The sequence below is a fragment of the Pseudomonas sp. R38(2017) genome, assembly GCF_002112395.1.
GTDB lineage: Bacteria > Pseudomonadota > Gammaproteobacteria > Pseudomonadales > Pseudomonadaceae > Aquipseudomonas.
Window position 1 is genome coordinate 681579 of sequence record NZ_NEHN01000001.1, and the last position, 13338, is coordinate 694916.

The 13338-nt window shown below is 60.2% G+C and carries 11 protein-coding genes; 4 read left to right on the forward strand and 7 right to left on the reverse strand.

Annotation, left to right across the window (positions count from 1 at the left end; translation table 11 throughout):
- Positions 1–21: 21 nt before the first annotated feature.
- From CAF87_RS03295 to CAF87_RS03320, 6 genes are all read right to left on the reverse strand, one after another.
- Complete coding sequence (locus tag CAF87_RS03295) at positions 22–1983, reverse strand: acetyl/propionyl/methylcrotonyl-CoA carboxylase subunit alpha (RefSeq protein WP_085730618.1); 1962 nt, start codon at positions 1981–1983, stop codon at positions 22–24.
- A 64-nt stretch (positions 1984–2047) separates the two neighbouring features.
- Complete coding sequence (locus CAF87_RS03300; RefSeq protein ID WP_085730619.1) at positions 2048–2845, reverse strand: enoyl-CoA hydratase/isomerase family protein; 798 nt, start codon at positions 2843–2845, stop codon at positions 2048–2050.
- On the reverse strand, positions 2842–3999 hold the full coding sequence (atuD, locus tag CAF87_RS03305; RefSeq protein ID WP_085730620.1) for a citronellyl-CoA dehydrogenase: 1158 nt from the start codon (positions 3997–3999) through the stop codon (positions 2842–2844). The genes CAF87_RS03300 and atuD overlap by 4 nt, the downstream gene beginning before the upstream one ends.
- A gap of 29 nt (positions 4000–4028) precedes the next feature.
- Positions 4029–5645 carry a geranyl-CoA carboxylase subunit beta gene (gene atuC, locus CAF87_RS03310; protein WP_085730621.1) on the reverse strand — a complete coding sequence of 539 codons (1617 nt, stop codon included), beginning with the start codon at positions 5643–5645 and terminating at the stop codon, positions 4029–4031.
- Between the two features lie 3 nt (positions 5646–5648).
- Entirely contained in the window at positions 5649–6518 is an 870-nt protein-coding gene (locus tag CAF87_RS03315; RefSeq protein ID WP_085730622.1) for an SDR family oxidoreductase, read from the reverse strand.
- 12 nt (positions 6519–6530) lie between these two features.
- Positions 6531–8321 carry an acyclic terpene utilization AtuA family protein gene (locus CAF87_RS03320; protein WP_085730623.1) on the reverse strand — a complete coding sequence of 597 codons (1791 nt, stop codon included), beginning with the start codon at positions 8319–8321 and terminating at the stop codon, positions 6531–6533.
- Between the two features lie 194 nt (positions 8322–8515).
- Between CAF87_RS03320 and CAF87_RS03325 the strand changes: the two genes are divergently transcribed.
- The 4 genes from CAF87_RS03325 (at position 8516) to CAF87_RS03340 (ending at position 12485) form a co-directional block, all read left to right on the forward strand.
- Positions 8516–9139, forward strand: coding sequence for a TetR/AcrR family transcriptional regulator (locus CAF87_RS03325; RefSeq protein WP_085730624.1), 624 nt, complete (start codon positions 8516–8518; stop codon positions 9137–9139).
- A 91-nt stretch (positions 9140–9230) separates the two neighbouring features.
- Positions 9231–10028, forward strand: coding sequence for an ABC transporter substrate-binding protein (locus tag CAF87_RS03330; RefSeq protein ID WP_085730625.1), 798 nt, complete (start codon positions 9231–9233; stop codon positions 10026–10028).
- A gap of 147 nt (positions 10029–10175) precedes the next feature.
- A complete protein-coding gene (locus tag CAF87_RS03335) occupies positions 10176–11354 on the forward strand; it encodes a hypothetical protein (protein ID WP_085730626.1) in 1179 nt (392 codons plus the stop codon).
- 117 nt (positions 11355–11471) lie between these two features.
- Positions 11472–12485 carry a GNAT family N-acetyltransferase gene (locus CAF87_RS03340; protein WP_085730627.1) on the forward strand — a complete coding sequence of 338 codons (1014 nt, stop codon included), beginning with the start codon at positions 11472–11474 and terminating at the stop codon, positions 12483–12485.
- 83 nt (positions 12486–12568) lie between these two features.
- On the opposite strand, the gene CAF87_RS03345 is transcribed toward CAF87_RS03340, so the two are convergent.
- Positions 12569–13123 carry an RNA polymerase factor sigma-70 gene (locus CAF87_RS03345; RefSeq protein ID WP_007955779.1) on the reverse strand — a complete coding sequence of 185 codons (555 nt, stop codon included), beginning with the start codon at positions 13121–13123 and terminating at the stop codon, positions 12569–12571.
- Between the last annotated feature and the right edge of the window lie 215 nt (positions 13124–13338).

The window sequence follows — 13338 nt, forward strand, 5'->3', positions numbered from 1 at the left end:
CCTTGCGGATGCGCGCGGTGACTACTCGACCTGCAACAGAACCTGACGATTTTTCACCTGATCGCCGACCTTGACCTGCACCCGCTTGAGTACGCCATCGATGCCGGCCTTGAGCGGGTGCTCCATTTTCATCGCCTCCAGCACCACCAGCAACTGGCCTTTGCTGACCGGGCTGCCTTCGCTGACAAGCACGTCGATGATTGCGCCATCCATCGGGGCTTTCAAGGTGCCGGTGCTGACGCTGGTCTGACTGTCGATCACGGCATGAGTTCGATCCACCAGGCGCAGGCTGCCGGGACGGGTGAACAGCCAGAGCTGGTCGTCGTGCAGCCGATAGGCGTGGCGTCGGCGCAGGCCTTCGATTTCCAGGGATATCGAGCGTTCGTTGTATTCGATGAGCTTCAGTTCGAAGGCACGTTCAGCCACTTGAACCCGAACGATGCCGTCTGGGGCGGCGAGCAAATGCACACTCCACGCCTGATCGTCGAGGCCCAGCCGATAGTTCAGCGGCGCGCCAGCGTTGTTGCGCCAACCGGCCAGCGGTGTGCGATGCGAACCTGCGGCGGATTGATAAAACAGCAGCGCCGCCACTGCGAGTTCTTCGGCGCTCGGTGTATGGGGATGCAGACAAGGATGATCGGCGAAGTGTTGCGGGATAAACCCGGTGCTGAACTCACCGCTGATGAACTGCGGATGCTGCAACAGACCGGCGAGCAGTCGCTGATTGCTCTGCACGCCGAGCAACACGCTGTCCTGCACCGCGCACAACAGTTTGCGCCGGGCCTCTTCGCGGGTCGCGCCGTGTGTGATCAGTTTGCCGAGCATCGGGTCGTAGAACGGTGAGATCGACTGACCTTCGATCAGCCCGTGATCAACCCGCGCCCCACGATCCAGCGCCGGTGCCCAGGTTTCGACACGACCGGTCTGAGGCAGAAATCCCTGGGCCGGGTCCTCGGCGTAGAGACGCACTTCCATGGCGTGGCCTTCGAGTTTTACCTGCGCCTGGGTCAACGGCAGCGGCTGGCCTTCGGCAACCAAAAGTTGCCAGGACACCAGGTCCAGCCCGGTAATCAATTCGGTTACCGGGTGTTCGACCTGCAACCGGGTATTCATCTCCAGAAAGTAGAACTGGCCGCGGGCATCGAGCAGGAACTCAACGGTGCCGGCACCCACATAGTTCGCCGCCCGCCCAGCCTTGAGCGCCGCTTCGCCCATCGCCTGGCGCAGTTCTTCGGTCATTACCGGGCACGGCGCTTCCTCGATGACCTTCTGGTGACGACGCTGGATCGAGCAGTCTCGTTCGCCGAGGTAAATCAGGTTACCGTGCTGGTCGCCGAACAGCTGAATCTCGACATGCCGTGGTTCGATCAGGGCCTGTTCGAGGATCAGTTCGTCGCTGCCGAATCCGTTGAGGGCTTCAGAGCGCGCCGTGCGCAATTGCGCCGTCAGATCCTCGGCGTGATGCACCAGCCGCATGCCGCGTCCGCCACCGCCGGCGCTGGCCTTGATCATCAGTGGATAGCCGATGCGTTCGGCTTCAAGGGTCAGGGTTGCGTCGTCCTGCTCGGCACCTTGATAGCCGGCGATGCACGGCACTCCGGCGGCGAGCATGGCAATTTTCGACTGGCGTTTGCTGCCCATCAGCTCGATGGCTTCGACGCTGGGGCCGATGAAGGTCAGGCCGGCCTGTTCGCAGGCGCGGGCGAATTCGGCATTTTCCGAGAGGAAGCCGTAGCCTGGGTGTATGGCGTCGGCACCGCTGCGCCGGGCGGCGTCGAGGATCGCCGGGATATTCAGGTAGGACTGTTGAACCGGTGCCGGGCCGATGTTCACTGCCTCGTCCGCCATTCGGACATGCAGCGCATCGGCGTCGGCGTCGCTGAACACCGCGACGGTGCGATAACCGAGGGCCTGGGCGGTGCGCTGGATGCGGCAGGCGATTTCACCGCGGTTGGCGATCAGGACTTTGTGGAGGGCGGGCATGGTGGTTTTTCCTGAATGTTGGCGGTGGATTGGAGGGCCTCATCGCGAGCTCGCTTTCGCAAGGTCAGGTGCTCCATCCGGGTTTGCGTTTTTGCACAAACGCCATCGTGCCTTCGATACCTTCGGCACCGGTCACGGCTTCGCTGAACCACTGCGCCGCTTCATCCAGCAATTCACTCGATGGTTGGCCGGCGCTGGCCAGCAAAAGTTTCTTGGTGGCGGCATTCGCTTCGGGGGCGCAGCACAGCACATGTTGCAGCACTTCATCCAAACGTTCGGCAAGCGCCTGGGAATCCTGCTCGACAAAGTGCACCAGCCCCAGACGCCGTGCCTGATGGCCGTCAAAACGCGCGGCGGTCAGCGCCAGGCGGCGGGCTTCAGTGAGGCCGATGCGCTGCACCACAAACGGCGCGATCTGCGCCGGCAGCAGACCAAGACTGGTTTCCGGCAAACCGAACTGCGCCTGATGATCGGCGATGGCGATATCGCTGACACAGGCCAGCCCGAAGCCGCCCCCGAGCACAGCGCCCTGCAACACGGTGATCAGCACTTGCGGCGCGTGCTGTGCTTCTTCCAGCAGTGACCCGAAGGCTCGGTTCAACTCGCGATAGGCTTCGCTGCCCTGGGCGCGGGCGTTGGCCATGTCCTTGATGTCGCCACCGGCGCAGAAATGCCCGCCGGCACCGCTGAGCACCAAGGCGCGCACGCTGCGGTCATCGCGCACAGTGGCCAGAATTGCGCGTAACTCGGCGACCATTTGCAGGCTCATGGCGTTGCGGCATTCCGGGCGATTGAGGGTGATGTGCAACACGCCGTTGTGCCGTTCCAGCAGCAGCGTCTGACAATCGGGCAGGGCGCTCATTTCTTTTTCCCCGGCAGGATGCCCATCAGTTTGCAGATGATGCCCAGCATGATTTCGTCGGCGCCGCCGCCAATCGACACCAGTCGCACATCGCGATAGGCACGGGCCACCGGGTTGTCCCACATGAAGCCCATGCCGCCCCAGTACTGCAGGCAACTGTCACTGACTTCGCGGCCGAGACGCCCGGCCTTGAGTTTGGCCATCGAGGCCAGTCGGGTGACGTCCTGGCCTTTCACGTATTGCTCGGTGGCCTGATAGACCAGCGCTCGCAGGCATTCGATTTCGGTCTGCAATTCGGCGAGGCGGAAATGGATCACCTGATTGTCGATCAGCGCGCTGCCGAAGGTCTTGCGCTCCTTGCAGTACTCGATGGTGCTGTCGACGCAGTATTCCAGGCCCTTGATCATGTTGGCCGCGCCGAACAGGCGTTCCTCCTGGAATTGCAGCATCTGCATCATGAACCCGGCGCCTTCATGGCCGATGCGATTGCGCTGGGGCACGCGTACGTTGTCGAAAAACACTTGGGCGGTTTCCGAGCTGCGCATGCCGAGCTTGTCCAGGTGCGAACTGAGGCTGATGCCCGGTGTGTTCATCGGTACCATGATCAGCGACTTGTTGACGTGCGGCTTGTCGTCCGAGGTGTTGGCCAGCAGGCAGATGAAGTCGGCGCTCGGCGAGTTGGTGATCCACATCTTGCTGCCGTTGATCACATAGTCGTCGCCGTCCTTGCGCGCGGAGGTCTTGAGCCCGGCGACATCGGAGCCGGCACCGACTTCCGAGACGCCGATGCAGCCGACCTGCTCGCCGGTGATCGCCGGGCGCAGAAACTCTTCGCGCAATTCATCGGAACCGAAGCGGGCGAGGGCGGGAGTACACATGTCGGTCTGCACGCCGATCGACATTGGAATGCCGCCACAGTGGATGGTGCCGAACTCTTCGGCGGCGACGATCGAATAGCTGTAATCCAGGCCCATGCCGCCGAATTTTTCCGGCTTGGAAATCCCCAGCAGACCGAGTTCTCCGGCCTTGCGGAAAATCTCGTGGATCGGAAAGCGCCCGGCCTTTTCCCATTCATCGACGTGCGGGTTGATCTCGTGCTCGACGAATTGGCGGACGGTGCGGCGTAGGGCTTCGTGTTCCGGGGTGAAGATCATTTTTATTGTTCTCCTTGAGTCCGTGGCAATCAGAACCGGCTGACGCCGAAGCTGTTGGGGGCCAGCGTGCGGATGTCGGCTTCGTGGCAGATGTCCAGCAGGTAACCGAGCAGGGTTCGGGTGTCGCGCGGATCGATCAGCCCGTCGTCCCACAGGTTGGCGCTGCCGTAGAGGGCGGTGGACTGGCTGTCGAGTTTCTGCGCGGTGACCTGCTCCAGCATGTCGAGCATTTTCGGGTCGGGCACCAGGCCGTCCTTGAGCTGTTTGGCTTCGGTGACGATGCGCAGCACCTTGCCGGCCTGGGCGCCACCCATCACCGCAGTGCGGCTGTTGGGCCAGGCGAAGATAAAGCGCGGATCGAGGCCGCGCCCGCACATCGCGTAGTTGCCCGCGCCGTAGGAACCGCCGACCACGATGGTCAGTTTCGGCACCCGCGCATTGGCCACGGCCTGGATCAGTTTCGAGCCGTGCTTGATCACGCCGTGCTGTTCCGATTCGGTGCCGACCATGAATCCGGTGGTGTTATGGAAAAACAGCAGCGGTGTCTGGCTCTGGTCACACAGTTGAATGAACTGCGCTGCCTTGCTCGCGCCGTTGGGCGTGATCGGGCCGTTATTGCCGATGAAGCCGCAGGCGCGGCCCTGAATTTTCAGGTGGCCACAAACGGTCTGCTGATCGAATTCACCCTTGAACTCCAGAAAGCGTGATTCGTCGGCGATCCGCGCGATGATTTCGCGCACGTCGTAGGGTTTTTTCGGGTCGTCCGGGATCAGCCCGAGCAGTTCGTCTATGGGGTACAACGGTTCTTTGAATTGCGGTTCGGGCAGCCACGGCAGTTGTTCATTCCAGTTCAACAGGCTGACGATTTCCCGCACCTGACGCACGCCATCGGCATCGTTTTCGGCCAGGTATTCGGCGGTGCCGGCGACTTGCGCGTGCATCTCGGCGCCACCCAGTTCTTCGTCGGTGGCGACTTCACCGGTCGCTGCTCTAAGCAACGGCGGGCCGGCAAGAAACAGCTTGGCCTTGCCGCGCACCACCACCACGTAATCCGACAGCCCCGGCTGATACGCGCCACCGGCCGTGGCCGAGCCGTGAACCACGGTGATCTGCGGCAAACCCATGGCCGACATGCGCGCCTGATTGGCAAAGCTGCGTGCGCCTTCGACGAAAATCTCCGCCGCGTAATTGAGGTTGGCACCGCCGCTTTCGGCGAGGGTGATGACCGGCAGTTTGTTTTCCTGGGCAATCTGTTGCAGGCGCAGGGATTTTTTCAGACCCGACGGGGAAATCGTCCCGCCCTTGATCGCGCTGTTGTTCGCCACGATCAAGGCGCGCACACCGGACACGTAACCAATGCCGGCGATCAAGCCGCCTCCTGCCGAACTGCCGTCCTTGTCGTCGTGCAGTCTGTAGCCGGCCAGGCTCGCCAGTTCGAGGAATGGTGCGCCAGGGTCGAGCAGCAGGTTCAGGCGTTCGCGGGGCAGCAGTTGTCCGCGCTTGTCGAATTTCGGTTTGGCTTCGGCGGCCTTGTTCAGCAGGTTCTGCTCAAGTTGCTGAACTTGCTCGATAGCGGCGAGCATGGCTGCGCGGTTGCGGGCGAAGGCTTCGCTGTGCGAATCGAGCTGGGATTGAATGACCGGCATGGCTTACTCCTTGTCCTTCAAGACGTCCGGCATATAGGCCCGGTGGAAGCCGTTGAAGGATTCGCTGTGGGTCGCCTTGTGCAGCGGCCAGGCGCGACTGCCCAGGCTGGCCGCGCCGTCGATGCGCAAGGTGCTGCCGCTGATGAACGCGGCTGCCGGGCTGAGCAGAAACACGATCGCCGCGCTGACCTCGGATTCGGTGCCGATGCGCTTGAGCGGCACGTGTTCGCGCAAGGTCGGAATCACGGCTTTGAACGCACCTTCGTAAGTGTCCATGCCGCTGGAAGCGATCCAGCCCGGCGCCACTGCGTTAACCCGAACGCCGGCGTAACCCCATTCGAATGCCGCGGTCTTGGTGAAGTTGTCCATGCCCGAACGGGCAGCGCCGGAGTGACCCATGCCGGGCATGCCACCCCACATGTCGGCGAGCATGTTGACGATGCTGCCGCCGTGTTTGCTCATCGACTGGTTGAACACTTCCCGGGCCATCAGGAAACCGCCAACCAGGTTGGTCCGCAGCACGGTTTCGAAACCTTTCTGATTGATCGAGGCCAAGGGCGACGGGTACTGGCCCCCGGCATTGTTGACAAGTCCGTGGATCGGACCGTGCTCGCGGATCAGCTCGCTGACCAGCGCCTTTACCGCCTCTTCGTCACGGATATCGCAGACCTTCCAGTGTGCGCGCCCGCCATTCTCGGCAATTTCAGCGGCGACGGTTTGCAGCTTTTCCGGCTTGCGTCCGACCAGCACCACGTTGGCCCCGAGCGCTGCCAGTTCGTGGGCGGTACAACGCCCGATGCCACTGCCGCCCCCGGTGACGATGACGGTCTGGCCGCTGAACAGATCGGCCCTGAAAATCGATTCATACGCCATGGTGCCAATCCTCTAGTCGAACTGTTCGGCGATGCTCTGCGGCACCGGGATCTGGATTTCCAGTAGTTGTTGGGCGAAGGCCTTGCCTTGCGGGTCGATGCGCAAACTCGCCACGCCGCCGCCACCAAGGGCATTTTCCAGCAGGAAGTTGAGGCTGTGGGTGCCGGGCAGATACCAGCGTTCGACCCGACCGTGAATCGGGTCGAGGACATGGCTCATCCAGTCGACGACCACCGCCGGGGTCAGTGCTTCGGCGATCCACGGCAGGTATTCGGGACGACGTGGCATGACGCCAATGTTGCTGTGATTGCCCTTGTCGCCGGAGCGCGCGACCGCCAGTTTGACCAACGGCACGCTCGCATCGGCGCGGCCCTGGGGTTTGGGCGTTTCGTGGGGCAGTGGCAGATCCTGGCTGTCGAGGGTGGCGGGGGCGGGCAGGGCGAACGGGTGAGATTCGCCGGCGATGTCGATCTGCAATGTGCAGGCGCTTTTGTCGATGAGGAAGGAGAACAGACGGATCAGCGGATACACCGTCGGCCGTCCGCCGACGATGCCGGTCAGCCCCGGCGCCATGCCGGTCGCGGCCTGGGCGATTTCTCGGGAGAACAGGATCAGCGCTTGTTTGTTGGGGTGGCGCACGGCGAGTTTGATCACCACTTCGCGACTGTCCCGGCGCTGGCCGTGAGGGCCGTAGGTGGCTTCGCTGCCAAGCAGTTCGACGTGGGTTTCGGTGTATGGCCCGAGGCCTTTGTGGTCGAGCATTTCCGAGGTTTTGTCGAGGATCGCCTGGCTGACGCGTCGGGCTTTTTCCACGGCATCGATGCCGGCGATCAGGCAACTGGCGGTGCAACGGAAACCGTCCGGATACGTTGCGCTGACCTTGTATTGGCCGGTGGGTGGCAAGCCTTTGGCGCCGTGGACCCGGACGGCGTTTTTGCCTTGTTGCTGAAGTTTGACCTGGCTGAAATCGCAGACCACATCGGGCAACAGATAGGCCTGAGGGTCACCGATTTCGTAGAACATCTGCTCGCCGACCGTCAGCGGCGTAACCAGTCCGCCGGAGCCTTCGGGTTTGCTGACGATGAACTGGCCGTCGGCGCTGACTTCGACGATCGGGAAACCGATGTGCTCGTAATCCGGTACGTCGCGCCAGTCGGTGAAGTTACCGCCGGTGCACTGCGCGCCGCATTCGATGATGTGCCCGGCCAGGGCGGCTTGCGCGAGTTTGTCGTAGTCGTGCCATGACCAGCCAAATTCGTGCACCAGCGCGGCGCTGACCACTGCGCTGTCGACCACCCGGCCGGTGATGACGATGTTGGCGCCCAAACGCAGTGCTTCGACGATGCCAGGCGCGCCGAGGTAGGCGTTGGTCGACACGCACATCGGCGGCAGCGGGGCGCCGCTGAACATTTCCGTGATGCGTTGGGTGGCGAGTTGTTTGAGGTGGGGTTGCAGGTCATCGCCCGACAGCACGGCGATTTTTAGCGCCACGCCGGCCTTGTCGCAGGCCGCTTGCAGCGCGGCGGCGCAGGCCTTTGGATTGACCCCGCCGGCATTGCTGATGACGCGAATTTTCTGCTCGGCCAGTTGCGGCAACAGAGGCGCGAGGACTTCGATGAAATCGCCGGCAAATCCCGCCTGCGGATCTTTCATGCGCGCGCCAGCCATGATCGACATGGTTATTTCGGCCAGATAGTCGAAGACCAGATAATCCAGCTGTCCTCCGGCCACAAGCTGTGCGGCGGCGGTCGAGGTGTCTCCCCAGAATGCGCTGGCGCATCCGATGCGAACCGTGGTGGGCATTTTGATCTCCGACTCAGGAACCTGTGACAGAAGTGCATCGAGGCTACCAAGCAAGCGCTTGGTTTGTAAACAAGCGAAATTATCTTCTGCCCAAGCGCTTGCTTGGTCACCGCCGGCGGCTTAAATTGCCCGCGCAACCCCGCCGTTTCTGCGGGGTACGACGCATTTGACTGATCGACTGTAGGAGAGAACGGGTGGACGAGCAAAAAGCCCTGAGGGTCATGCGTGAACTGGTCGATGCCGGCCAGCTGACCGATCCGGACAGCGCTCGCGGCAAGCTGCTGCAAGTGGCGGCCCACCTGTTCCGCAACAAAGGCTATGAGCGCACCACGGTGCGCGATCTGGCCGGTGCCGTGGGGATTCAGTCCGGCAGCATCTTTCATCACTTCAAGAGCAAGGATGAAATCCTGCGAGCGGTGATGGAAGAAACCATCCGCTACAACACTGCGCTGATGCGCGCAGCCCTGGCTGACGCCGCCGATGTGCGCGGGCGGGTGCTGGCGCTGATCCGCTGCGAATTGCAGTCGATCATGGGCGGCAGCGGCGAAGCGATGGCGGTGCTGGTGTATGAATGGCGCTCGCTGTCCGAAGACGGTCAGGCCAGGGTGCTGGCGCTGCGGGACATCTACGAAGACCTCTGGCTGCAAGTGCTGGGCGAGGCCAAAGAGGCAGGTTTCATCCGTGGTGACGTGTTCATTACTCGACGTTTTCTCACGGGCGCATTGTCCTGGACCACCACCTGGTTCCGCGCCGGCGGCAGCCTGAGCCTCGATCAACTGGCAGAAGAAGCGCTGATCCTGGTGCTCGAAGAACGCTGATCACTTTCTATCGGCCCGGGAAACTGGCTAACTGGGCGAAACCGCCTAGCTTGAATGCATGGAACGGTACTTTTTCGGGGAGTGGGGTGTTTTGAAGTCTTCGTCAAATCGGATGGCCGCCGGGCTGATGCTCGCAGCGCTGGCTGCATCCTGGGTTTTGCCTGCTCAGGCGGTGCAAGTGGTTCGGGTGGGGGCAGCGCATTTTCCGCCTTACACCATTCGCCCGGAAAACGGTGCCGACACCGGGCTGCTGCCGGAACTGGTCGCTGCATTGAACAGCTCGCAGAGCGAATACCGTTTCGAGCTTGTCCCCACCTCGATTCCGCGACGGTTCGGCGATTTCAAGGAAGGCCGTACGGACATGGCGATCTTCGAGAATCCGGACTGGGGCTGGAAAGACATTCCCCATACCACGGTCGACATGGGGCTGGAGGACGCGGAGATTTTCGTCGCGGAAAACGAGCCTGGTCGCCAGCAGAATTACTTCGCTGACCTCAAGGGTAAACGCCTGGCGTTGTACAGCGGCTATCACTACGAATTCGCCAACTTCAATGCCGACCCCAAATACCTCGCAGAAACCTACAATGCCACGCTGACCTATTCCCACGACAGCAACCTGTTGATGGTGCTGCGCGGGCGGGCGGACATTGCGCTGGTCACTCGCTCGTATCTGTTCGATTACCTGCTGCGCAACGACAAGGTGCGCGACGAGTTACTGGTGTCCCAGCGCATCGACCAGATCTACCACCACTACGCGATTCTAAGTCCGAAAGCGCCGATCACCGGCGAGGCGTTTGGCAAGCTGCTACAAGGGCTGCGCGACAGCGGGCAGATGCTGAAGATATTCGATCCGTACAAGATTGCCGTGGTGCCGGTGTCCGCAAACTGACCCCGCCAGGCGGCCAAAGCACGATCACCGTTCGTCTGAATCACTTCTCACCTGTCAGATCTGACAGGTTCGCTCGTGGATTTCCGATGCTTCACTGGTCTCCACAGTAACTGACTGAATCATCAGTCGGATGATTGAGGAGTTTTCATGATGGCAAGCACCGAAAAGCAGGATTATCCACCGCCGATCGTTGAAGGGGCGTTAGCCAACAATACGCTTTACCCAATGCATGCTCTGGAAGGCACTCGGGTATTCGTGAAATTCCCTGGAATGAATAGCGCGCAGAAAATTCATCTCAGATGGAAGGGAGCAGCAGGAGTGGGCAGTCCGGTCTTTGACGTATTGTCAGGGAGTGAAACCGGAATTGTGGAGTTTTTTGTTCGTGCAGAAACTATCGGTGCCTGCATCGGAAAAACGATTCATGTTGAATATGAAGTTGTAGAAGATAGTGAAACAACACCTTCGCTCGCACTTGAGCTCGAAGTTCAGTTCTTTGAACCTTCTGACCTGCCTGCAGCCGACCTTCCTGATCAAACGGAAAACGACGATGGGGATAGGGTGCTGGACCTTGATACATTCGACCATGATCCGGAAGTTACTCTGTCGCCGTGGCCGTTTATAAACGCAGGTCAGCTACTGTGGATGGTGGCGATTGGTCAAAGGAACTATCCATCGGAAACGGTGCTTTTGTTGCTCGACGCATACAAGATTAACGAAGATGACGTTAAAAATGGCCCCCGCTTGAAAATCCCCCGCCCATGGATTCAGTCTCTGGACAACTATTCAGCGATGATGATCCGCTGCTACGTTTCGTTTGACGGTGATCCCAACTTCAATACTGCCCATGAGCTACCGCACACCACCTGTAATCTTCGTCAGGGTAAGCCTGAAAAATTCAATGATTACACAGACTTTGAATATGGCTACTGGAATGGATGGAAGAAGGGGCCTGCTGCGGCAAGTCCTTTGGATCTTGTCCTTAAGACCGATGCCACGGGGCCTTATCTTTTCAATTGGGGATATACGTCACCCAACAACGGATTGCATCTATTCAAAGATTACGACTATCTGAAACCCGGTACTCAATATGAGTTCAGTCTGGAGCTTAGAAGAAACTCCAGCGCTAACCCGGTTCCCAGATATTCGATTGAAACAGACCAGTCAATCATTGTTCAACCATCGGACTTAGTGTCTCGAACATGGGTTACGGTCAGTGGCAACTTCGTTGCAAATGCCAGCAATGTAAAACTCAGGCTTGTGAGCCATATGAATTCGGTCGCTGGAAATGACTCGGATGCAACTCGGATGCGACTCAGAGAGCTTTGAAGCAGGTTGGCGTAAAGAGTCCCGGGAAAAAGGTGGAAATTTCGCTGAAACGCTAAATTTCTACCGATGGCTCACGTCCCATCGTTGAACTGTCGACGATTATCGTGAGCCCGACCCATGTCCAATCTGAATGACCTGACTGCCCTGGCCCTGCCTTCGGGCAGCCAGCTGGTAGCCGATGCAACCGAAAGCCGTCTGAGCCTGAGCCTGGACGGGCAACCGCTGATTCGCCTGCGTCTTGATCGTAAAGGCCAGGGGCCGATCCAGATCGATGAACGCTACGCATTGCCACCAGGCCAGGCGCTGTGGGCAGCCTGCTATTGGCTGTTTGCCCGGGATCCGGCGCGTCAGCGATTGATCTGGCAACTGGATCAGGCGCCGACCGAAGCCTTGCGCAGCGGTTTGCTGGTGGGCACTGAAGTGGCGGGTGAATATCGCTGCGAGCGCACGTTGTTCTGGCAACTGCCGCAACCGTGGCTGGGCAATTCGCTGACGGGCAGTTATCCGCAGCAGATGGTCATCAGCAACGGCAAGCGCCATCCGCTACGGCCGGTGAAGCCGCGCGGTGAGGTGTATCGGCGTTTCGATGCGCATCTCGGTGCCTGGATTTCCCTGCGAACGGTGGAGATCGAGCAGGATCTTGCGCGTTTCAATCGCTGGCAGAACAGTCCGCGAGTCGCCAGTTTCTGGCAGGAGGAGGGCAGCCTCGAACAGCATCGCGAGTACCTGAGCAAGCTTGACGCCGATCCGCACACCCTGACCCTGATCGGTTGTTTCGATGATCAGCCGTTTGCCTATTTCGAAGCTTACTGGGCCAAGGAAGACCGCATCGCGCCGTTCTACGATGCCGACAATTACGATCGCGGCATCCACATGCTGGTCGGGGAAGAAGACCATCGCGGCCCGCACAAAGTGGCGAGCTGGCTGTCGGCGCTGGTGCACTACCTGTTCCTGGATGATCCGCGCACCCAGCGAGTGGTGGCCGAACCGCGTGCCGACAACGCGAAGATGATCGGCCATATGCACAATCAGTGCTTCCACTGCGAGAAGGAATTCGACTTCCCGCACAAGCGTGCGGCGTTGATGATCCTTGGGCGCGAGCGGTTTTTTGATCGCTGCAAACTGGTGTGATTTCTCGCTGAAACAAAAAAGATCGCAGCCCTTCAACGAAGGCTGCGATCTTTTTTTTGGCTCTGCTTAAGCCCTGTTTTGGTTCAGCGACGGTTCGCGGACACTGCATCGGCGCGACTGCCGGATACCTTGCGGCAGTGCACCAGCGCATCACGAATCATGAAGTTGACCAGCGTCGGCGAAACACCGAGTTCCTTGGCGATGTCCTTCTGCGGCACGCCGTGCAGACGGTACATCTCGAACGCATAGCGGGTGCGGACCGGCAGCTCGGTCAGCGCGTCGGCGATGTGTTCCAGGGTCGAGAAGTTGATGTGCGAGGTTTCCGGCGAGGCGCCCTGAATGACCACGTTCAACCCTTCCTCCTCGGGGCCGGCGTACTTTTGCTCCAGCGCCTGTTTGCGGTAGTGATCGATGGCCAGATTGCGCACGATCTGGAACAGATAACTCAGCTGGGCCTTGATCGACGACGTGATCGGCGGCGCCGATTGCAGTCGGAAGAACGCATCCTGCACCACATCTTCGGCGCGTGACCGGCAGCCGGTAATCCGGGCTGCAATCTTGACCAGAATCAGTCGATTGTCGACGAATGCCTGAAGTAGCGGTGAATCGCACCTGCTTGTGGATACTTGTTCCGTCATGGAAATCACCTTGCTGCCAATAGGTTAGTGGGACGCCTGGGGGGCGGGGCCGTCCTACACATCGAGCGACAAATTATGTTGAATGATAATGATTGTCAATTGAGAAAGAGAACTAATGATCCATAACGGTGCGATCCGTGAACTGCGACACGCCGCCGCACTCGCCCAAGCGCGCAGCCCCGTTGGCGATCCAGCCTGCCGACTAATTATTTCAA